Source organism: Pedobacter cryoconitis, assembly GCF_003259615.1.
GTDB lineage: Bacteria > Bacteroidota > Bacteroidia > Sphingobacteriales > Sphingobacteriaceae > Pedobacter > Pedobacter cryoconitis.
Window position 1 is genome coordinate 36802 of the sequence record NZ_QLLR01000010.1, and the last position, 22254, is coordinate 59055.

22 protein-coding genes are annotated in these 22254 nt (G+C 39.7%); 11 read left to right on the forward strand and 11 right to left on the reverse strand.

Annotated features, from left to right (window positions below; genetic code table 11):
• Window positions 1-148: 148 nt before the first annotated feature.
• The 3 genes from tilS (at window position 149) to bshA (ending at window position 3253) form a co-directional block, all read left to right on the forward strand.
• Window positions 149-1483 (forward strand): tRNA lysidine(34) synthetase TilS, encoded by a 1335-nt coding sequence (gene tilS, locus LY11_RS11945; RefSeq protein WP_111633928.1) that lies wholly within the window; start codon window positions 149-151, stop codon window positions 1481-1483.
• Window positions 1484-1966, forward strand: a complete 483-nt coding sequence (locus tag LY11_RS11950; protein ID WP_111633929.1) for a hypothetical protein — start codon at window positions 1484-1486, stop codon at window positions 1964-1966. It abuts the gene before it with no gap.
• A 132-nt stretch (window positions 1967-2098) separates the two neighbouring features.
• A complete protein-coding gene (gene bshA, locus LY11_RS11955; protein WP_111633930.1) occupies window positions 2099-3253 on the forward strand; it encodes an N-acetyl-alpha-D-glucosaminyl L-malate synthase BshA in 1155 nt (384 codons plus the stop codon).
• 97 nt (window positions 3254-3350) lie between these two features.
• Here the strand turns inward: bshA and LY11_RS11960 are convergent, their stop codons facing one another.
• Both LY11_RS11960 and LY11_RS11965 read right to left on the reverse strand, forming a co-directional pair.
• Window positions 3351-4466 carry a lactonase family protein gene (locus LY11_RS11960; protein WP_111633931.1) on the reverse strand — a complete coding sequence of 372 codons (1116 nt, stop codon included), beginning with the start codon at window positions 4464-4466 and terminating at the stop codon, window positions 3351-3353.
• A gap of 14 nt (window positions 4467-4480) precedes the next feature.
• Window positions 4481-5983: a pseudouridine synthase gene (locus tag LY11_RS11965; protein WP_111633932.1), complete on the reverse strand. Its 1503-nt coding sequence runs from the start codon at window positions 5981-5983 to the stop codon at window positions 4481-4483.
• A 270-nt stretch (window positions 5984-6253) separates the two neighbouring features.
• Here LY11_RS11965 and LY11_RS11970 point away from each other — a divergent pair, with 270 nt between their 5' ends.
• The 4 genes from LY11_RS11970 (at window position 6254) to LY11_RS11985 (ending at window position 13157) form a co-directional block, all read left to right on the forward strand.
• The gene (locus tag LY11_RS11970; protein ID WP_245952724.1) at window positions 6254-7000 is read left to right on the forward strand and encodes a lytic transglycosylase domain-containing protein; all 747 of its coding nucleotides are present in this window, start codon (window positions 6254-6256) and stop codon (window positions 6998-7000) included.
• 194 nt (window positions 7001-7194) lie between these two features.
• A complete protein-coding gene (locus LY11_RS11975) occupies window positions 7195-8646 on the forward strand; it encodes a Gfo/Idh/MocA family oxidoreductase (protein WP_111633933.1) in 1452 nt (483 codons plus the stop codon).
• A gap of 158 nt (window positions 8647-8804) precedes the next feature.
• The gene (gene uvrA / locus LY11_RS11980) at window positions 8805-11648 is read left to right on the forward strand and encodes an excinuclease ABC subunit UvrA (protein WP_111633934.1); all 2844 of its coding nucleotides are present in this window, start codon (window positions 8805-8807) and stop codon (window positions 11646-11648) included.
• A gap of 12 nt (window positions 11649-11660) precedes the next feature.
• Window positions 11661-13157: an NAD(P)H-hydrate dehydratase gene (locus LY11_RS11985; RefSeq protein ID WP_245952725.1), complete on the forward strand. Its 1497-nt coding sequence runs from the start codon at window positions 11661-11663 to the stop codon at window positions 13155-13157.
• On the opposite strand, the gene LY11_RS11990 is transcribed toward LY11_RS11985, so the two are convergent.
• The 3 genes from LY11_RS11990 to lipA form a co-directional block, all read right to left on the reverse strand.
• Window positions 13150-14016: an anti-sigma factor gene (locus tag LY11_RS11990; protein ID WP_111633935.1), complete on the reverse strand. Its 867-nt coding sequence runs from the start codon at window positions 14014-14016 to the stop codon at window positions 13150-13152. The genes LY11_RS11985 and LY11_RS11990 overlap by 8 nt on opposite strands.
• Before the next feature lies 1 nt (window position 14017).
• Window positions 14018-14569, reverse strand: coding sequence for an RNA polymerase sigma factor (locus tag LY11_RS11995; RefSeq protein ID WP_111633936.1), 552 nt, complete (start codon window positions 14567-14569; stop codon window positions 14018-14020).
• 67 nt (window positions 14570-14636) lie between these two features.
• On the reverse strand, window positions 14637-15515 hold the full coding sequence (gene lipA, locus LY11_RS12000) for a lipoyl synthase (RefSeq protein WP_068403659.1): 879 nt from the start codon (window positions 15513-15515) through the stop codon (window positions 14637-14639).
• Window positions 15516-15713: 198 nt separating this feature from the next.
• Here lipA and LY11_RS12005 point away from each other — a divergent pair, with 198 nt between their 5' ends.
• Entirely contained in the window at window positions 15714-16118 is a 405-nt protein-coding gene (locus tag LY11_RS12005) for an OsmC family protein (protein ID WP_111633937.1), read from the forward strand.
• On the opposite strand, the gene ytxJ is transcribed toward LY11_RS12005, so the two are convergent.
• The 3 genes from ytxJ to LY11_RS12020 form a co-directional block, all read right to left on the reverse strand.
• Window positions 16108-16440 (reverse strand): bacillithiol system redox-active protein YtxJ, encoded by a 333-nt coding sequence (gene ytxJ, locus LY11_RS12010; RefSeq protein WP_111633938.1) that lies wholly within the window; start codon window positions 16438-16440, stop codon window positions 16108-16110. The two genes, LY11_RS12005 and ytxJ, sit on opposite strands and share 11 nt — an antisense overlap.
• Before the next feature lie 210 nt (window positions 16441-16650).
• The gene (gene ribH, locus LY11_RS12015) at window positions 16651-17142 is read right to left on the reverse strand and encodes a 6,7-dimethyl-8-ribityllumazine synthase (RefSeq protein WP_111633939.1); all 492 of its coding nucleotides are present in this window, start codon (window positions 17140-17142) and stop codon (window positions 16651-16653) included.
• Between the two features lie 74 nt (window positions 17143-17216).
• Window positions 17217-17888 (reverse strand): tetratricopeptide repeat protein, encoded by a 672-nt coding sequence (locus LY11_RS12020; protein ID WP_111633940.1) that lies wholly within the window; start codon window positions 17886-17888, stop codon window positions 17217-17219.
• Window positions 17889-18087: 199 nt separating this feature from the next.
• On the opposite strand from LY11_RS12020, the gene recF reads away from it, so the two are divergent.
• On the forward strand, window positions 18088-19191 hold the full coding sequence (gene recF, locus LY11_RS12030) for a DNA replication/repair protein RecF (RefSeq protein ID WP_111633942.1): 1104 nt from the start codon (window positions 18088-18090) through the stop codon (window positions 19189-19191).
• Complete coding sequence (locus LY11_RS12035; RefSeq protein ID WP_111633943.1) at window positions 19184-19474, forward strand: DUF721 domain-containing protein; 291 nt, start codon at window positions 19184-19186, stop codon at window positions 19472-19474. Before recF ends, LY11_RS12035 begins: the two co-directional genes overlap by 8 nt.
• A gap of 3 nt (window positions 19475-19477) precedes the next feature.
• On the opposite strand, the gene LY11_RS12040 is transcribed toward LY11_RS12035, so the two are convergent.
• The 3 genes from LY11_RS12040 to LY11_RS12050 form a co-directional block, all read right to left on the reverse strand.
• Window positions 19478-19663 (reverse strand): hypothetical protein, encoded by a 186-nt coding sequence (locus LY11_RS12040; RefSeq protein ID WP_111633944.1) that lies wholly within the window; start codon window positions 19661-19663, stop codon window positions 19478-19480.
• A 56-nt stretch (window positions 19664-19719) separates the two neighbouring features.
• Window positions 19720-20442, reverse strand: coding sequence for an FKBP-type peptidyl-prolyl cis-trans isomerase (locus tag LY11_RS12045; protein ID WP_111633945.1), 723 nt, complete (start codon window positions 20440-20442; stop codon window positions 19720-19722).
• 81 nt (window positions 20443-20523) lie between these two features.
• On the reverse strand, window positions 20524-20943 hold the full coding sequence (locus LY11_RS12050; protein WP_111633946.1) for a nucleoside-diphosphate kinase: 420 nt from the start codon (window positions 20941-20943) through the stop codon (window positions 20524-20526).
• A gap of 149 nt (window positions 20944-21092) precedes the next feature.
• Between LY11_RS12050 and LY11_RS12055 the strand changes: the two genes are divergently transcribed.
• Entirely contained in the window at window positions 21093-22103 is a 1011-nt protein-coding gene (locus tag LY11_RS12055; RefSeq protein WP_111633947.1) for a DHH family phosphoesterase, read from the forward strand.
• Window positions 22104-22254: the final 151 nt, after the last annotated feature.

Consider the following 22254-nt stretch of genomic DNA (forward strand, 5'->3'; position numbering starts at 1 on the left):
TGAAATGTGAATTTTTCGCACCTTACAAAGTTAGGTTTTTGATGACCATTATAGCTGCCTGTTTGAAATTTATCTGATATTTTGTTAGTCTGGTGAATTTAAAAAGCTCTTCCTGCTTCTTTTGGCAGCAAATCGTTATTTTTGACAGATGTTACTCTTGCACAATTTCCTGGATTATATCCGTCTGAATTCTTTATTCAATCCAGACCAGCGAATTCTTTTAGCGGTTAGCGGAGGAAAAGATTCCGTGCTTATGGCGCACCTTTTTAAGCAAGGAGGATTTAAGTTTGGGATTGCACATTGTAATTTTGGACTGAGAGCGGAAGAGTCACAAAGGGATGAACGCTTTGTCAGTACACTTGCTTCCCAGCTTGAAGTGCCGTTATATGTAACACATTTCACCACTAAAGCGTATGCTGCTGAACATAAAATATCCACTCAGATGGCAGCGAGAGATTTGAGGTACCGCTGGTTTGAAGAGCTAAGGACGCAGGAAAATTATGATTATATAGCCGTTGCGCATCATCAGGACGATGCAATAGAAACGGTTCTGCTCAATTTAGTGCGGGGAACTGGTATTGCGGGTTTACATGGTATTCTGCCTAAAAGAGATTTCCTGATCAGGCCGCTGTTATTTTTATCCCGTGCGGGAATTGATGAGTCTATCCATCGAAAGGGTTATGATTTTGTAGAAGACAGCTCTAATTCAAGCACTGCTTATGCGAGAAATAAACTAAGATTAAGGGTAATCCCGTTGCTGAAAGAGATCAATCCTAATCTGGAACAGACTTTTGAACATAATATTCTTCGTTTTGCGGAAACGGAAATGGTCTTGCAACAAGTAGTGGCTAAGCTCAGAAGAGACTTGTTTGAGGAAAGAAAAGATGGTATTTACCTTTCGCTGGAGAAAATTAAAGCACTGGACCCTCAAAGGCTTCTGTTGTTTGAACTGTTAAAGGATTATAATTTCACGGAGACAGTGGTGGAAGATTTACTGGGTTCTTTAAATAAACAAAGCGGGACTTCTTTTTATAGTGCAAGTCACCGGCTTACGCTGAACCGGGAGGAACTGATCCTGACGGTTACAGCATCGGAAGAGGGTTACAAGAACAAAATTATTCATCCTTCGGATACCGCAGTGGCTTTCGGCAACCAGGTGATTGAGATTTCTTATTCCGGATTGTTATCTTTTGAGAATAATCCTCAGAAAGCATTTTTGGATGCAGACAGGTTAATATTCCCGATAGTAGTAAGAAGCTGGCAGGAGGGGGATCGTTTTATGCCGATCGGGATGAGGAATTATAAAAAGTTAAGTGATTTCTTTATTGATCAGAAAATACCTCTGCCCCAAAAAGATAGTATTCCAATCCTCATTAATGGGAATGGTGATGTGGTCTGGGTGGCAGGTTTACGTCAGGACAATAGATATAAAGTAACCGCTACCACAAAAAAAGTCGCTATATTCGAACAGAAATTAAATTAAATGGGCAATAAGTACGCTTTTCTGGAGAAACAATATATAGGTCGTGATTACATCAGGATATGTATCCGTTTGTTAATGGCCGCTTTCTGTTTTGGTGCATATGTATATGAAAGAGATCGCGACAATACGCAAGATTTATTTCTTGTGGTGGGTTTTGGGATCATCGGAATCTCTATTGCCTTGTTATTTCTGATTCAGTATAAAACTATCATCCACAATAAAAGTATGATCATTGATGGTCTGTGGACTGCCAAAAAGGTGAAGATCGATTTAAATAGTATCACCGATGTCAGAAAAGATACTTATAGCAGCTATCTGTTCAATAACCCGGTCTATAATCTGCACCGCAAAGGAAGCATCCGTTTTTACTCTTCAGGGAAAGATGCGGTAGTTTTGACAGACCGTGATGGGCTGGAATATTTCATTGGAACACAACGGCCTAATGAAATGCTTTTGGTCATTCAGGCCGAAATGAAGAAATAATCCTGTTCTGCAGAAGAAGTTATTCTGTCACAAATCAAATAATTGCAATTGTTTAACACAAAGATCAGTTTTAGTACGGTAATTTGCGGGTGAAACAGTTTAATTAAAACTGTTATAGATAATCTATAATTGATGAAGATAGGTATTGTTTGTTACCCTACATTTGGCGGTAGTGGTGTTGTCGCTACAGAATTGGGAAAGGCATTGGCCGATGAAGGACATCAAGTCCATTTCATCACCTATAGCCAGCCTGCAAGGTTAGACTTTTTCTCTGCTAACCTTTATTATCATGAAGTATCAGTCCGGGATTATCCATTGTTTGACTATGCGCCTTATGAGTCTGCACTGGCCAGTAAACTGGTAGACGTAGTGCGGTTTGAGAAGCTGGATATTCTGCATGTACATTATGCAATTCCACATGCTTCTGCTGCCTTTATGGCGAAACAGATCCTGGAAACCTATGGTATTTATATCCCGTTTGTAACCACGCTCCATGGAACTGATATTACATTAGTTGGAAAAGATCCGACTTATAAACCAGTAGTCACCTTCTCGATTAATAAATCTGACGGAGTTACTACGGTTTCGAATGACCTGAAAGAAGATACGAATAACCATTTTGACATCACAAATGAGATCAGAGTGATTCCTAACTTTATAGATTTCAGCAGATTCAGCCTGAAACCAAAAGATCATTTCAAAAAGGCTATTGCGCCTAACAATGAAAGAATCCTGATCCATACCTCGAATTTCAGAAAAGTGAAAAGAACGGCTGATGTGATCAAGATGTTCAGATTGATCCTGAATAAAATCCCTTCTAAGTTACTGATGGTAGGGGATGGGCCTGATCGTGCGAATAATGAACAGTTATGCCGCGATCTTGGTATTTGTGATCATGTACGCTTTTTAGGAAAACAGGATGCTGTAGAGGAAATCCTTTCGGTTGCCGATTTATTCCTGATGCCTTCTGAGACGGAAAGTTTTGGATTGGCTGCATTAGAGGCTATGGCTTGTAAAGTGCCTATCATTACTTCTAATGCTGGTGGTTTACCGGAATTGAATGTAGATGGTTTCTGTGGTTATATGAGCAACGTGGGTGATGTGGATGATATGGCAAACAAAGCTATTATGATCCTGGAGAATGATGAAGTGCTGAACACGTTTAAAGAAAATGCGTTTAAAAGAGCGCAGGATTTTGATTTGAAAAAGATATTACCGCTGTATGTAGACTATTACAATGATATTATTGCTAAGAGCCTTGCTTTGCAACCGGCTTCACATGCGTAATTGCTCTTCAGCTTAAAAACAAAAAGCCCGGTAATTATTTTACCGGGCTTTTCTATTTCTAAATAATCAGGAATTTTGGATACCTGATGAGTAGCTTTTATTTCTTAGGTACGAATACGAAGCAAACAGGAGCTCCCAGATCGATTCTTTTTCCGCTGTCTGTTAATGCGCCAGTTACCTTGTTCCGTTTGAATATAACCACGTTATTGGTGTACTGGTGTCCAACCAGCAGCCAGTTACCGCTAGGGTCGATGACGAAAGCTCTTGGTCCGTTGCCTAAAGTACTGATATGACCTTTGCTGGTCAGCTTTCCATCACTTCCAACTGCAAAGGTTGTAATCGTATTGGCAGTACCTCTGTTACTTACATATAAGAACTTTCCGTCGGCAGTAAGCTGAATGTCAGAACCGCCGTTCCCGCCTTTAAAGTCTTTGGCTACTATCGAAATTTCCTGGATCTTTTTAAAAGTACCGTCAGCATAACTGAAAACGGTTACCCCGGCTGTCATTTCCTGTACCAGGTAGGCAAATTTGCCATTGCTGCTAAAGGTAATGTGTCTTGGTCCGCTGCCAGGTTTGATACTTATACTATCTTTTACAACAAGTACCTCATGTGCTGCATCTTTGTGATAAGAGTAAGTATAAACCTTATCTTTTCCCAGGTCATTTACAATCACATAACGGTGGTCAGGACTGAAACGTACCATGTGAACATGGGCACTGTTCTGTCTGTCTTTGTTAATGCTTGATCCTATATGTTTAACTACCTGTTTAGCCGGGGTTAATGCACCATTTGCCTCTCTTCCGAAAATACCGATAGTACCTCCTGAATAATTGGCAATCAGTACATTCTTATCATCTTCAATCAGATAACAAGGATCTGCACCTTCAGCGTTTTGTTTATTCAAAAAACCTAATTTTCCGGTAACCGCATCAAAGCTAAAAGCACTGACCATACTCTTCTCTCCGTTTTCATTCACCGCATAAACAAATTTGCGGTCAGGAGTAACAGTCAGGTAGCTTGGATTAATCACGTTCTTCTCTACATTGTTTAACTTAAATGCAGCATCAGCGGTGTTAAAATCGTAAACATAAATTCCTTCACTTTTACCCGGAGCCGTATAAGTTCCGATGACAAGGTTGTAATCTGCTTTTTGTGCTTTAGCAGAGAAAAAAGAAACGGTAGCGGTTAACAGACAAAATAGTTTTCTCATAAATCAGGCTATAATTACTGGATCAGATGTTTGATCTGGATCAGTTCATGTTCTTCTAAAAAGCGCCATCTTCCACGTGGAAGATCTTTTTTGGTCAGGTTGCCATAAACCACACGGTCTAATTTAACAACTTCATAACCCAGGTGTTCAAATATTCTGCGGACAATCCTGTTTTTACCACTGTGGATCTGGATGCCTACTTCACGTTTAGAACCTCCGGCTACGTAAGATACAGAATCTGGCTTAATTACACCATCTTCTAGCTCTAAACCGAACTGAATTTTGTTCAGGTCACCCTGACTTAAGCTTTTACTTAATTCAACATGGTAGATTTTAGTAATTCCATTTTTTGGATGAGATAACTTATCTGCTAAATCACCATCATTTGTCATTAATAAAAGACCTGTTGTATTGCGGTCTAAACGACCAACCGGATAAATACGTTCTCTGCTTGCTTTTTCTACTAAGGACATTACTGTACGACGTTCCTGAGGATCATCAGTAGTAGTAATATAGTCTTTAGGTTTATTTAAGATCACGTAAACTTTCTTTTCACGTTTCAGCAATTCGCCATTGTAACGTACTTCGTCTTTACCCGGATCTACTTTATGTCCCAGTTCAGAAACCGGTACACCATTTACAGAAACCACACCTGCAGCAATCAGTTCATCTGCCTTACGACGTGAACAGATACCCGAGTTGGCAATGTAACGGTTCAAACGGATTTTTCCGTCATCTGCTGCATTGTAACTGCTTTCCTTTCTGCTGCGCATAACAGGCGCTTTTTCAGCAAAAGGTCTTGGCGCACCAGAATATGGTTTTGCCGGAGCACCTTCTTCTCTTTTTCTGAATGGTCTGCTATCTGTACTTCTGGAAGTGCTTTTTTTATCTTCGAAAGTTCTGAATGGTCTTTCACCATCAGTACCGAAATTGTCTTTCTTTATATAACTACGGCCTTCATTTCTTGGCATTTCTTTAGAACTGCCTTCTTTAAATGCACGTGGTTTGAATGTTTTGCCGCCGGCACCACCTCTTGACGAGAAGCTTTTTGCATCACCGTCTCTGCCTGCTCTGGGTCTTTCACCGTCTCTTGGAGGTCTTGATGAGAAGCTCTTTGCATCGCCGTCTCTGCCTGCTCTGGGTCTTTCACCGTCTCTTGGAGGTCTTGATGAGAAGCTCTTTGCATCGCCGTCTCTGCCTGCTCTGGGTCTTTCACCATCTCTTGGAGGTCTTGATGAAAAGCTTTTTGCTTCACCGTCTCTGCCTGGTCTTGGTCTGAAACTACTATCACCGTCTCTTGGAGGTCTTGCTTTAAAATCATCACCATCTTTACTGGCTCTTGGTCTGTAGTTATCTTTACCAGCACCAAATTTACTCTTGTCGTTCCCCTCTTTATCCCCAAACTTGCTTTTACCCTTGTAAGAACTATCTGCTCCACTACGGCCATTACCTGTTGTGCTTCGGTTTCCCGGTTTGGACTTGTCATCCCGACTGTTCCTGTTGTTGTTATTTGTCATGATACGCTGTTAACCACATAATTAATGCGGGGTGCAAATTTAATAAAAATCGGGCAATTAGTCATTTATATTTTCAGGATGTCTATTAAAAATAAAATCGCGGCCTATTGGTGTTTAAACCTTGATTTTATTGCTTATTTCTGTAAAATGTTGATTATTAGATAAATATAAGGTATGTTTGCAGGCGTTTTATAATTATTCACCAAAAAAAGGAGGAAAATGATAAAGAAACACATAATAACATGTTCAATAATTTTAGGATTATTGGTTATGGCAAAAGTGTTTGCTTACAACATGCCCCAAGCATTTAAAAGTTCGAAAAAAGGACTTAACAACACGACAAAAAGTATTACCACCACTACCACTACTATCACAGAAGAGCCTGTAAATCTGTTGGCTCAGCTGAATTTCGCAGAAGAAACTTTACCTCTGGGTGACATCAGGGTACAGCAGAAAATGAAGAGAACTCTCGCGGGATATAATTACAGTAGCCTCCAGACAAATCGCCTGCACAGAATGGCTGCAGAATGGTTTCCGATTATCGAGCCGATTCTTGCGGCTTATGGGATTCCAAACGATTTTAAATACATGCCTCTTGTAGAGTCAGGTTTACAAGGTGGAATGTCTCCAAAAGGAGCCAATGGATTCTGGCAATTTATGCCGGGTACAGCGCGTACTTACGGACTAAAAGTAAACTCAGAAGTTGACGAACGTAAAAACTTACGTAAATCCACTATAGCGGCCTGCAAATACATCAAAGAATTGTATGGTGTTTTTGATAGCTGGACTTTAGTAGCTGCAGCCTATAATGTTGGTGACAACCACATGAGAAAGCAGATCAACAGACAAAATCAGGACAATTATTTCAAGATGAAACTGAATCGTGAAACAGGCGGGTATGTTTACAAACTTATTTCAATGAAAGAAATCATCAGAGATCCTTCCCGCTATGGGTATAGCGAACCTAAAGGCGTATTGGCTCTGCATAACAATAGCAGCAATACGAACAGGGAGTAAATTGATACTGAAATGAAATTAAAAGCCGGCACAAGCCGGCTTTTTTTATGCCTTATATTCGCTGAAGAGAGCTTTTTTTGCCTTGAAAATTTCTTCAGTTAGTTTACGATTCTTTTACTTTCTTTTAATTTAGATCTGCTTTTGATATAATTCAAAACATATATATTTAGTGAGTTTAAAAAAATGTGCTCCTAATGAAATTTGTTACACGGATAATATTAATCGGTATCGGCCCCCATTCCAAACGCGTATATCTCCCGGCAATCCATCAGCTGAAACAAAAATTCGAGGTTGAAATTTCCCTGGCGGTTGATATTAAATCTGAAGCGAAAAAGATTATACATCACTTTGAAAAACACGATTATCAAATCGACACCTTGTTTATTGACCCATTTACAGGACAATTGCCGGAAACTTTAAAAACCGATTTAAATCGCTTTGTTGAAGAGCATAAAATAAATGCAGTAATTATTGCGACTGAGCCATCGGTTCATCATGCGTATGCAGCATGGGCATTGGGTTTAAAGTTGCATATCCTGATGGATAAACCTGTCAGCACCAGGGAGAATGCTGTTTCAGATGCTGCACAGGCAAATGGAATCTTGACCGATTATCAGCAGTTGCTGCAGCTTTATAACGACTTTCAACAAGAAAAGCCTACGATTTTCTCTATCAATGTGCAGCGCAGGTATCATCCGGGCTTTCAGTACGTCATGGAAAGGATTAAAGAAGTGAGTGCGGCTACCAATTGCCCGGTAACAGCGATTCATTCCAGTCATAGTGATGGACAATGGCGGTTACCTTCAGAAATAGTACTACAGGATTATCATTCCTATAATAAAGGACACGGAAAGATGTCACATAGCGGGTATCATATATTTGATATTGTCAGCCAGTTTTATGATGCTCCTGCAATAGCAGCGAAAACTCCGGATCAGCTGGAAGTGATCAGTTCATTGATTTTGCCTGAAGGATTTATTAAACAACTCCATGCGCAGGATTATGAGGCTAATTTTAAAACCGATTATGAACAGGCCAAAGTGTATAGTGATGCACAGCTGATGAAAATATTTGAGGATTACGGAGAGATTGATGCAACTGTGCTGGTTCGTTTATTAAAAGATGGGGTCAATATGGCAAATATCACAATTAATTTATTGCACAACAGTTTCAGCAGAAGGAGCTGGGTAGTTCCTGATGCCGACCTTTATAAGGGAAACGGACGCGTGAAACACGAATATCACAATATTCAGCAGGGACCTTTTCAAAATATCCAGATTCACTCTTACCAGGCAAAAGATAAGCATCAGCATAACAGTAAAAAAGATTATAAGGTGGGAGGGAATAATCACTTTGACATCTATATTTTTCGGAATACAGCCATGCTGGGCGGGAAACATCCTTTGGAAGTGATCACCATGAAAGACCTGTCGGCGTTGCATAATTTTGATGACTCTAAACTGTTAACTGAGCAAGCTAAAACAGCAGTTATTGCAGAGTTTTTAAGTTTCATCCAGGGGGATCTTGATAAAAAAGAGTTAAAATCAAATATTGACAGTCATTTGAACAGTGTGAAAATGATGGCAGCCGCTTACCTGTCACATATTCAGCAAAAATCAGGGGAGAATCCTGTGGTGAAGAGCTGAAAAAACATCCCGATGTCATAATGGCCCTTGTTTCTTTGGTAATCCCCATTCATCATATTATAAAACGCGATAGGCTATTAAAAGAAAAATGGGTACTTTTGTGGCTGCAAATTTGCTTTCTTTATTTCAAAGATTTCAATCGCATTTTTTAGATATATATGAGCAAAAATACCATCGATCTGGGTGAACAAAAAGATGTTGAAGTATACGGTGCAAGGGTTCACAACCTTAAAAATATAGATATTTCTTTTCCGCGTAATCAGCTGGTTGTGATAACCGGTTTAAGTGGCAGTGGTAAGTCATCACTGGCATTTGATACAATTTATGCTGAAGGACAACGTCGCTACATGGAAACTTTCAGTGCCTATTCCCGCCAATTTATGGGAGGCATGGAAAGACCTGATGTAGATAAAGTATCAGGACTGAGTCCTGTAATTGCCATTGAACAGAAAACTACCAGCAAAAATCCAAGATCTACTGTGGGTACCATCACAGAAATATATGATTTTATGCGTCTGCTGTATGCGCGTACTGCGGATGCTTTCTCTTATAACACAGGAGAGAAAATGGAACGGATGAGTGAGGACCAGATTCTGAATAATATTTACAATAAGTATGAAGGCGTTGCTGTGAATATCCTGGCTCCTGTAGTTAAAGGCCGTAAAGGACATTACCGCGAACTATTTGAACAAATCCGTAAACAAGGTTATGTTAAGGTGCGTATTGATGGGGAGATACAGGATATGGCTCCAAAGATGCAGGTTGACAGGTACAAAATCCATGATATTGAAATTGTCGTAGACCGTCTTTTAGTAGACAGAAAAGATCATAAACGATTAATTGATTCCGTTCAGACCGCGATGCGTGTAGGTAAAGGGATTATCAAAATCAGCGATAAAGAGAATAATGTTTCTCATTTCAGCAAGTTTTTGATGTGCCCGACTACAGGGATTTCTTACGATGAACCACAGCCGAATAGTTTCTCTTTCAATTCTCCTTATGGGGCTTGTGAAAGATGTGATGGTTTAGGCTATATTTTCGTGGTAGACCGGGAATCGGTGATGCCTAATCCTAAATTAAGTATCATGAGCGGTGGATTAGCCCCGCTTGGTGAATACCGCGACATCTGGATGTTCCAGGTGATTAAAGCACTGGCCAAAAAATACAACTTTTCTCTTTCCACTCCAATTGAGAAATTAGGAGAAGAAAATATCAATATTCTATTGAATGGCAGCCCTGACTTACTTTCAGTAGCTGTTGAATACAACAAATGGAATGTTCAAAACTATCAGATTACGTTTGATGGGATTATCAAATTGCTTGAAGAACAGAATGAGAAAAAAGGAGAGGGGGCCGTGGATGATATGGAAACCTTCCGTAAACTTAAAACCTGTCCTTCTTGTAATGGTGCAAGACTGAAAAAAGAAAGCCTTCACTTTAAGGTAGATGGCAAGAATATCTTTGAACTGGCAGAAATGGACATTAACAGTCTTAAAAGCTGGTTTACTGATGTGGAAAGCCGTTTAAATGAAAGACAAAATACAATTGCTAAAGAGATCCTGAAAGAAATCAGGACCCGTCTGGGCTTTTTGACCGACGTGGGCTTAAATTATCTTTCACTGGACAGAACAGCTAGAACCTTGTCGGGAGGTGAGGCACAAAGGATTCGTCTGGCTACACAAATCGGTTCTCAGCTGATGAATGTTATGTATATTCTGGATGAACCGAGTATTGGACTTCACCAGCGTGATAATGAACGTTTGATTGGCGCACTGAAAAACCTGCGTGACCTTGGAAATACGGTATTGGTAGTAGAGCATGATAAAGACATGATTCTGGAAGCTGATTACGTGATTGATGTTGGTCCGGCGGCAGGTTTACGCGGAGGACAGATTGTTGCACAGGGTACACCTGCACAAATACTGAAATCGGGAACACTGACTGCAGCTTATCTGAATGGAAATAAAGAAATCACTGTTCCTGCTAAAAGAAGAAAAGGAAACGGACATAAATTATCTATTATTAAAGCGAGTGGCCATAACCTGAAAGAGGTTTCTGTAGACTTTCCATTGGGTAAATTTATTGCAGTGACCGGGGTTTCCGGAAGTGGTAAATCAAGTTTGATCACGGAGACGTTATATCCGATATTAAATCACCATTTCTTCAGGGCGAAAAAACATCCTTTACCTTATGAGAAGATCAATGGGATCAAGGAAATAGATAAAGTTATTGAAATTGACCAGGCACCGATTGGCAGAACACCAAGATCAAACCCTTCAACTTATACCGGCGTTTTCTCTGACATCAGGAATCTGTATGTACAATTACCTGAAGCTAAAATACGCGGCTATAAACCAGGCCGTTTCTCTTTCAATGTGAAAGGTGGAAGGTGTGAAACCTGTCAGGGTGCCGGAATGAAGGTTATCGAAATGAATTTCCTGCCTGATGTACATGTCCCTTGTGAAGAGTGCGGAGGCAGAAGATACAATAGAGAAACACTGGAAGTACGTTACCGTGGTAAATCAATCAGTGATGTACTGGACATGAGTATTGAAGATGCTTGTGCATTCTTTGAAAATATGCCAGTGATTTACCGTAAAATAAAGACCTTAAAAGACGTTGGACTAGGTTATATCACTTTAGGGCAATCGTCTACTACTTTATCAGGCGGAGAGGCGCAAAGAGTAAAACTGGCTACTGAATTATCTAAAAAAGATACCGGAAAAACTTTCTATATCCTGGATGAGCCAACAACGGGCCTTCATTTTGAAGATATCAATGTGCTGTTAGGCGTATTAAACGAGCTGGTAGATAAAGGAAATACCGTATTAGTCATTGAGCATAACCTGGACGTGGTCAAAGTGGCCGACTGGGTAATTGATTTAGGGGAAGAAGGCGGAGCTGGTGGTGGAAGAATCATTTTTGAAGGTACACCTGAAGGCCTGATTCAAAATCCGATCAGTCTGACAGGAAAGTTCCTGAAGAAAGAAATGAAACATTAACCTATACATGACATGCAGAAGCTAATCAATCAGCAGCAGATGCGTTCGGCAGACGTATTTACAATTAAGAACCTGGATATATCTTCCATCGAATTGATGGAAACTGCCTCTATGGCATTTGTAAATGAGTTTGTGCAAGAGATTACGGCAGTAGAAACCCCCATCCATATTTTATGCGGTAAGGGAAATAATGGCGCAGATGGATTAGCTATTGCAAGACTGCTTCAGGATAAAGGATACCGTGCGGTGGCTGTTTACCTGGTTGATTTTTCTGAGAAAGAAACGGCAGAATATCAGACGAACCTGAACCGGTTAAAGGATTTGTGGTTCCCTTTAACCACAGTGAAAACTATTGCAGACCTCAAAACATTAAATGATGGGGTCATTATTGACGCTGTTTTGGGTTCGGGGCTGAATAAACCCCTAACTGGTGCTTATGCAGAACTCGCCACATTTATCAATGGATTAAACTACCAGGTGATCGCAGTAGATACCCCTACAGGATTTCCTGCAGAAGGTGCATTTGCTAAAACTGATATTTTTATCAAAGCAGACCTGGTGATCTGTTTTCAACGGCCAAAAATCAACTTCTTTTTTCCGGAGTCGGCAGCGGCCCTAAACCGTTTCCGCGTGGTATCAATTGGTTTGGATGAAGGCTTTATTGAAAAACAAACTTCTCCTTATGCGCTTTTGGAACAACGTGATCTCAAAGACCTGATTCAGCCTCGTAAATCTTTTACCCATAAAGGAACTTATGGCCATGCGCTTCTTATTGCCGGGCAAAGGGAAACCATGGGCGCAGCGATTCTTGCTGCTAAAGGATGTTTATATGGAGGAGCTGGTCTGACTACCCTTTCTATTCCTGAAAGTGGTTTGACTGCTTTAAATACAGCGCTTCCTGAAGTGATGTATCTGGACCGGAAAGAATTGTCAGGTACAGCCTTCGCAGCAGAGAAATTCAAAATTATCGCTGTAGGGCCTGGTTTAGGTACAGACACCACAAGCGCTGACTTACTGAAAAACCTGCTAAAGCTGAAAGTTCCAATGGTCATTGACGCGGATGCTCTACATCTTTTAGGGAATGACGAAAGTTTAAGGAAGCAATTGACCGAAGGCTCAATCTTAACCCCTCATATGAAGGAATTTGATCACCTTTTTGGAACACATGAATCCTGGTGGGCGCGTTTACAAACTGCAAGAGAAAAAGCTGTGGAGTTAAAATGTGTGATCGTGCTTAAAAACCAATATACTTTTATCATCGATCAGCTGGGGAAGGTCATCATAAATCCAACAGGTAACCCTGCAATGGGACAAGGAGGAATGGGGGATGTGCTTACAGGTTTAATCGCCTCATTCGCAGCACAAGGTTATCAATCTGTTGAAGCAGCTTATGCAGCTTGTTTTGTACATGGATTGTCTGGAGATCAGCTTGCGGTAACCAGAGTCTCTGTCAAAGCCTCAGCAGTAGCAGAACATATTCCTGAAGTAGTAAAAGGATTAACTATATAGATACGCCACCCATAGCAATCATCTTTTCCATAGTCGGGCTGGGACTGCCACCACGTTTTTCAAGCGTAACAGCAAAAGCCTGGGCATTGCCAACTTCTTTCATAGTCAACAACAGTTTTCCAGGGCCTGACTTGGCATCAAATACGCCCAGGTCTACTGGTTTGCCTGCTACAATAGCCCATAACTGATACTGGTGTTCAGCATCATTTTGCGGAAGAGCCATTTTGGTGTTATCCACCATCACATGCTGGCCTTTTCTGTGCCAGTAAACCATCATGTTCGCTTGCGGAGAGATTTTCGTTCCGGCAAGTTTAACAGCCGTCCAGGTCGGATCAGAAGAAATAGCAGCAATTTCCTGTAAATCTTTGTTTTCGTCTTTCATGAAACTTACCGTACTGGCAAACTTTTCCTTGTCAACATTCATAGCAATGATCTGCTGGTTGGCAATAGTTAATTTATCATGTGTTGCATAAAGTGCAGCAACACTCACTACTAACAGCCCAACGCAGGCCACCAGTGAATATCTTAAAGTCCTGATCGTCGAAGCCGAATGGTCTGCCTGTAAAGGGATAATTTTAGCTTCGTGATTAAGTGTTGAAGCCGTTTCTTTTGGAGCAGCTGTCTCCTGAACAGGAACAATTATTTTTTCGAATATCTGCTTATCCAATCCTTTGGAGGGTTCAATAGCATGTTTCATCGCATATTGTTCCATAGCAATTTCAATAGCGGTAATCTCATCTTTTATCGCAGGATACTTTGCCGCCATTCCTTCTACTTCATTTTGTTCCTGAGCATTAAGATGCCCGAGAACGTAAAGTTCAAGTATGCCTGTTTCGATATATGCTTTTGCCTCTTCCACTTTAATTAAAATGCTTTCTTAATTCCATAATAGCCATTCGGATCCGGGTCTTGACCGTACCTAATGGTAAATTGAGTTCTTCTGCAGCCTCTACATGGGTATAACCTTTAAAATAAACCATGTCCAGTACACTATTAAACTCAGGTTTAAGTGCAGTAACCATATCTTTGATTCCCAATGTATCCGCGTTGAAAGTTACCTTCCTTTGCAGGTCAATGAAATCTACGTTATTTTCAAGGTCTTGGTTTTTACTGGCATTTCTAAAGTCCTTGGATCTTATTTTGTCTATTGCCAGATTGCGGGCAATATTGATCATCCAGGTAAACAGACGGCCTTTACTGCTGTCGTAATTGCCTGCCGAATGCCAGATCTTAATGAAAGTGTCCTGTAATAAATCTTCAGCTATTTCCGAATGTTGCACAATTCTGAAAATTACCCCCAGCAATGCAGCCGAATACATATCATATAAAGCCTGAATAGCGATAGTTTCCTGACCTTTCAGTGCACGCACCAGGTCTTCTTCTGTAAGGGATATTTTTTTATTCGGTGCCAATGTTTGCTAATATACAGAATGTTTAACAAGTTCAAGGGTGTTTTTGTTTGAACCTGTTTGCTACGGATTAAAAATCAAAAAGATGTTTTTCTGCATGGTAAGAAGAACGCACTAACGGGCCGCTCTCTACATACCTTAAACCTTTTTGCATACCAATTTCTTTGTATTTAGCAAATTGATCCGGATGAATCCAGTCTACAACCGGGTGGTGGTTACGTGTAGGCTGTAAATACTGACCTAAGGTCAGAATATGTACTCCATTAGCCACTAAATCATCCATTGCTTCCAGTACATCATCTTCGGTTTCTCCCAAGCCAAGCATAATGCCTGTTTTAGTTCTCAAACCAAATTCTGAGATCCTTTTCAGACATTCCAGACTTCTGTCATACTTTGCCTGAACACGTACTTGTTTAGTTAAACGGCGTACTGTTTCGATATTGTGAGACATCACTTCAGGACGTTCTTCCAATACACGGTACAGGTTGTCCCAGATACCTCTGAAATCAGGAATAAGTGTTTCTAAAGTTGTGGAAGGACTTTCTCTGCGGATAGCCTGTAAGGTTTCTGCCCAGATAATAGAGCCGCCATCTTTTAAATCATCGCGGTCTACCGAAGTAATCACACAATGTTTAACCTGCATTAGTTTTACTGAATTCGCAACCCGGTTAGGCTCATCGGTATCCACAGCCTTTGGTCTGCCTGTAGCCACTGCACAAAAAGAGCAGGAGCGGGTACAGATATTACCAAGGATCATGAATGTTGCCGTGCCTGCACCCCAGCACTCGCCCATATTCGGACAATTGCCACTTTCACAAATGGTATGTAATTTATGGGTGTCTACAAGACTGCGCACCTGCGCATACTCTTTACCTACAGGAAGCTTAACTCTAAGCCAATCTGGTTTACGTTGTACTGGGTTTGCTGAAACAACCGGAAGTTCGATCATGCAGCAAAGTTAAGCAATAGGTTTGAATTGTTATAAACATGAAATGTATGTAAGGTGTAATGTTATGCTTAAAAGCGATTAAATTATGGCAAACTAAGGTAAATACACGTTCTAAGATTGTTGATTTCATAAATAATTTATGTTAATCTTGTAAAGCTGGCTTAACCAGAATTTAAGCTGACCTAAAAACAACCTGATATGGCAACTTCAAAAATAACTTATAACGGAGGATTGAGAACTACCTCTGTTCACTTACGTTCGGGCAATGAAATCATTACCGATGCACCTGTAGATAATAAAGGTAAAGGGGAGGCCTTTTCACCGACAGACTTGCTGGCTACTTCATTAGGGAACTGCATGATCACTATTGTAGGGATTGCAGCGGCAGAACATGGCTTTAACATTGACGGGGCCACTTGTGAAATCACGAAAGTTATGGCAGAAGGCCCAAGAAGAGTAGCTGAAATTATAGCTGTTCTCCAGTTCCCTGGGAACAACTATTCGGATAAAGACAAAAAGATTATTGAAAGGTCTGCAAATACCTGTCCGGTATTTTACAGCCTTCATCCTGACTTAAAGAAAACTATTTCTTTTAATTATTAATCAGTTCGGCTACTTCATCGGCCGATATGTCACTGTGAGAGGCATCCAATACACAATCGCCATCCTTGATCAATAAGATCTGAGGAGACTCATGGTGAACTTGAAATGTTTCAGCTATCTGTGCAGAAATTGCACGATGGCTGATCAGGTCAAGGAAATATAGATTTGTTCCCTCAGGGATAATTTCCCAGTCCAGTTCAAAACGTCTTTTTGCCATCATACTCACTGAACAACGGGTGCTGTGTTTAAAAATTAAACTATAGCCTTCCTGCGTTTTTATGCCACTGATCTGATCTGGATCAGTTATGTTCTTCCACTCCATCTGATTTTATTTTAAATTTGTCCGGCTTACTTTCTCCGGTTGCCTTTCGGATACGAGCTGTATGCCGGGCAGATACGGTTAGAGCAAGACTCTAAAACTGTTATTGCAAAGAATACTCCAAGTAACACTATAGCTATCTTCTTCATGAGCGTAGATTTTGTTTATTCTTCTGCTAATCTACACTATTCCAGAAAAAAAAGCAATTCCTTATTAAGCTGTATGCAGTAAATGAGCCATTTTGATTGCTGTAATAGCTGCCTCATCACCTTTATTGCCATGTTTACCGCCAGATCTGTCTACAGCCTGTTGTAAATCATCTGTCGTCAATACACCAAAAATAACTGGTTTACTATATTTAATACCTACTTGCGTTACCCCATTTGCTACCGCATTACAGATAAAATCAAAATGCCTGGTTTCTCCTTGTATGATACATCCAAGGCAGATTACTGCATCAAGATCAGCATGTTTATTCAATAAGATTTCTGCTGCACCTGTCAATTCGAAACTTCCCGCAACAGCAAAAGAAGTGATGTTTTCTTCTTTAACGCCATGTTTTAAAAGTGTTTCTAATGCACCTTTATAAAGGCTGCCTGTTACTTCTGCATTCCATTCTGCAACTGCAATCGCAATTTTATAAGCTGCACCATCAGGAACAGTAGTATGAGAAAAGTCAGATAGGTTTTTTAATTGTGTTGCCATGGTTGCAAAGATAAGTATTAAAACAAAAAAAAGGCCCGCATAAAATGCAGGCCTTTGTCAAATAGTTGCAAAATTTATTTTCCTTGTGCAGCAGTAACACGTGCAATATACTCGTCAATCATTGCAGCTTCCTGACTTGCAGGGAACTCATTTTTGATTTTGTTGTAAGCGTCTTCTGCGTTTTTATAGTCTTTTTGTGATTCGTAAACTAAACCTAGTTTTTTAAGGAACAATGGAGAAGTAAACTTGTTGCTTGATTTGTCAGCCGCTTTCTTGTAATAAGTAATCGCCTGGCTATAGTCTTTCAGCTCACTGTAAGCATCACCTAACATTCCTAATGCTAACGGATCTGCAACAGGGCTTCCTGTTTCTGAGTATTTACCTAAAACTTCAGTTGCTTTTTTGTATTCCCCTTTACGTAAATAAATTCCACCAAGGTAAAGGTTTGCTAAGTTCGCTGATTTGGTATTGTTGTATTCTTCAGCGATTTTTTCAAATCCAGGATAACCTGCGTCTCCGGTGATAGCTTTATTAGCCAGAGAATCTACCCCAACATATTGTTCTGCTTTGTACATTTTTGCAGAAGCCTCTTCAGCTCTGCCCTTTAAATATACATTCTGATACCAAAAGTATATGATCACTAATACGATTACCGCTGCGGCAATGAACAAAAGGCTTTTAGAGTTTTCCTCTAAGAATGAACCTTTTTTAACGTTATGATTTACTTCTTTTTCTGTTGTGGACATTTTATTTAAAAAAATTAAGGATTGCAAAAATACATTTTTCGGTTAAAGTATCAACCTCTTTTTCAGTATTTAAATAAAAATTTTGATACTTACTGTTTTTCGAACCTCCTGAATTAGATGTGAATAGGATAATGATGAAACAAATCTGCGGATCAGCTTCTTTTAACAAAGCTAAACGGTAACTTTGCAGGCTCATACTATGTGGTTAAAAAACATTACTCTGCTCAATTTCAAGAATTATTCTGATGCTGATTTACGGTTTTCAAAAACGGTGAACGCATTTATCGGGAATAATGGTGCCGGGAAGACCAATTTGCTGGATGCTATCCACTATCTGTGCCTTTGTAAGAGCTATTTCAATCCGATTGACAGTCAGCAGATCAAAACTACGGAAGAACTTTTCATGATCCAGGGCGATTTCGACCGTCAGGAAAAAAATGAGAAGATCACCTGTGGTGTCAAGAAAAATCAGAAGAAGCAATTTAAGCGGAATAAAAAAGAATATGATAAGCTGGCCAGTCATATCGGTTTGTTTCCATTGGTCATGATTTCCCCCTATGATGTGACGATCATTATGGATGGAAGTGAAGAGCGCCGTAAGTTTATGGACAATGTGATCTCTCAGACCGATTCGCAATACCTGGATGAGCTGATATTATACAACAGGCACCTGCTCAACAGAAATGCTTTGCTGAAACAGATTGCAACCACCCGCCGTTATGATCCTGCTTTGCTCGAGATTTTTAATGAACAGCTGACCAGCTGCGGAGAGAAGATCTTTGCAAAGCGCAAGCAGTTTATGGTAGATTATATAGAACTGTTCAATAAATACTATCAATATCTCACAGAGGATGCAGAACAGGTCTGCTTAACTTATCAATCTCAGCTGAACGATACGCCTTTTGAAACCTTACTGCTTCAATCTGTAGAAAAGGATAAAGTACTCGAAAGAACGACTACCGGAATTCATAAAGATGACCTGATTTTCACGATCCGGGACATGCCTTTAAAGAAGTTTGGTTCACAAGGTCAGCAGAAATCTTTCCTGATCGCGTTGAAACTGGCACAATATGCTTACGTGGAAAAATATAAAGGCTTCAAACCTTTATTATTATTAGATGATATTTTTGATAAGCTCGATGAACGCCGGATGCACAAACTGATGGAAATGGTTTCTCATCATGACTTCGGACAGATTTTTATTACCGATACCGGAAAAGAAAGAGTGCTGAATATTTTCGATAAGATCAAAGTTCCCGTAACTTTATTTGAAGTAATCAACGGAGGGATACAACATGCGTAAACCTAATGACATGACCCTGAAAGATGCCATTTCAAAAATGCTGTCTGTTTACAGGTTAAAAGGAAAATATGATGAAACAGGTGTGGTTGCTATGTGGCCTGAAATTATGGGCAATGCAATTGGTAACCGGACCACGCAAATCTATATTGCACACAAGAAATTGTTTGTGCGGATTGAATCTTCGGTGATCAAAAATGAGCTGTTAATGGTAAGAACCGGCATCATCCAGAAACTGAATGAACGTGCCGGTTCAGAGGTCATCAATGAAATTGTATTCCTATAGGGATTAGCCTTTACTTCCGCCACCAAATATCTTGCTGACTACCCATATAATAAGGGCAAGCACTACAACGACTACAATTATACCGGACCAGACTCCGGCCTTGAATATCCCCTCTATAAGTTGACAGCTACTTAAAGTTGTCATGATCAGCGCTACAAATGCGAGTGGTAAATATCTTTTAATTTCCATAGTGTGTTAATTTATTTAGTCACAACAAATCGTCTATGAAATGGTTTTTAAAAATATTATTTACCGTTTATTTTTAAGAATTCAACTTCAAAAATCAACATACTGTAAGGAGGGATTTCTTTTCCTGCCGGACGTTCACCGTAAGCTAATTGATAAGGGATAAAGAATTTATATTTCGAACCCGGAGACATCAGTTGTAAACCCTCTGTCCACCCTGGAATTACTCTGTTTACTGCAATCGAAAGTGGTTCTTTTCTATCATAAGAACTATCAAATTGTTTACCATCTAATAAAGTCCCTTTATAGTTGACCAGTACATTATCTGTAGCGGTTGGTTTTGGACCTTCGCCCGGTGTAATCACAATATATTGTAAACCGCTCGCTGTTTGTTTTACATTGGTTTGTTTCAGGTTGCCTTCCAGGAAGTTTTTTTCCTTAGCGATCTGTGGTGCATATTTTTCCATAGTAATTATTTTAAAAAGGTCTCCGATTGCTTTTTGAGCAGCCTGCTCGTTTAATAACGGTGTTTGTCCCTGAAAAGCATCTTTTAAGCCTTTAATCAGTAAATCGTAGTTTAATGTTTTAAGACCATTGGTCTTTAAGCCGGAACCCATAGAAATACCGAAAGCATAACTTGCTGAATCTGCAAGGCTGGTCATTCTTGCGGGAGCAGCTGCCGATTTTAAAGGTGCTTTTTTGGCTGCAGGCTTACGTTTAGTTTGTGCAGTTACTGCATAACCGCAAAAAGGAATCAAAAGGGTAATAATTAATTTCTTCATCTTTAGAATTGGTTCAATGTTGTCGTAACGAAAATAAGCACCCCATAAGAGTGCTTATTTTATAATTTTATTCAGCAAAAATTAGAAACGTTCAGCAGCAGTGAAGAAGAAATCTCCTTCGATTGCAGCGTTCTCATCCGAATCAGATCCGTGAACAGCATTCGCATCGATAGATTTAGCATATTTTTGACGGATAGTACCTTCCGCTGCATCAGCAGGGTTAGTAGCACCGATTAATTTTCTGAAATCTTCAATAGCGTTGTCTTTTTCAAGAATAGCAGCTACGATAGGTCCTGAAGACATGAAGCTAACTAAATCACCATAAAATGGACGATCTTTGTGTACTTCATAGAATTTACCAGCAGTTTCAGCTGTTAATTTAGTGTATTTTAAAGCAATGATTTTGAAACCAGCAGCAGTAATGTCATTGATAATTGCTCCGATATGTCCATTTGCAACTGCATCTGGCTTAATCATTGTAAATGTTCTGTTTGTAGTCATCTTTGTGTTATTTATTTTGCAAAATTACATTTTCTATAGTTAATATTAAAGCGCTAAATAAAAGAAGACTTTAGAAAATTGTTCAGGCGCATCTGATTAAAATTAAACAGCTTCCTATTTATTAAATTATTAGATTTGCAGCGAAAACTATGCTATCCCTTTCCCAACTCAAAACATTGCTGGCAACGCCGCAGAAAATTGTAATTACTACACACCATAAACCTGATGGCGATGCTATGGGCTCTTCTTTGGGCTTATACGCATATCTGATCCAGAAAGGACATCATGTAACCGTAATTACCCCAACAGATTATCCGTATTTCTTACACTGGTTACCAAATAACTCTGATGTAATGATTTATACAGAAGCCAAAGAAGAAGCAGAGCAATTAGTTGCTGATGCTGCGCTTGTATTCTGTCTGGACTTTAATACCCTGAGCCGCATTAACGAGCTTGGCGAAGTAATCCGGAATTCATCTGCCTATAAAATCATGATTGATCATCACCTTGATCCGGAAGATTTTGATGATTACAGACATTGGAGTATCAATGCTTGTGCAGCGGCCCAGCTGGTTTACGACTTTATTGTCAATGAACTGAAAGATGGTGAGCTGATGAACAAAGACATTGCTACTTGTTTATATACCGGTATTATGACCGATTCAGGTTCATTCCGTTTTCCTTCCGCAACTTCTACAGTTTACCGTATTGGTGCTGATTTGATTGATGCAGGAGCAGAACACTGGCGTATTCATCAATTGGTTTATGACAATGCCACAGAAAACCGTTTGCGTTTCCTTGGAAACTGTCTGACCAATAAACTGGAAATCATCAGAGAATTTAATACTGCTATTATTTCAGTGACAGCCGAAGAACTTAAACGCTTCAGCATCGTTACTGGTGATACAGAGGGTATTGTAAACTATGCACTTTCCATCAATGGAATTAAATTAGCAGCCTTTATCATTGAAAGAACAGATAAAGTTAAATTATCTTTGCGTTCAACGGGTGATTTTCCTGCGAATGAGATTTGTAAGAAGTTTTTCAATGGTGGCGGGCATAGAAATGCAGCTGGCGGATACTCTGATTTGAACCTGGAAGATACGATTGCATACTTTAAATCTATTATACCGGAGTATAAAACACAATTATTGCAGTAATTAATTTAAAGTTTGCTTAAACTTGCTTTTTGTAAGCGTCTGTTTAAATTTGGACTCTAAAAGAAAAAACAAACAAATAAAATGGAACGTAAGGCGGAGATTGTATAAATTGCAGTAAAGCTGAAGCGTGCTTCATGAAATTAAAATAAAA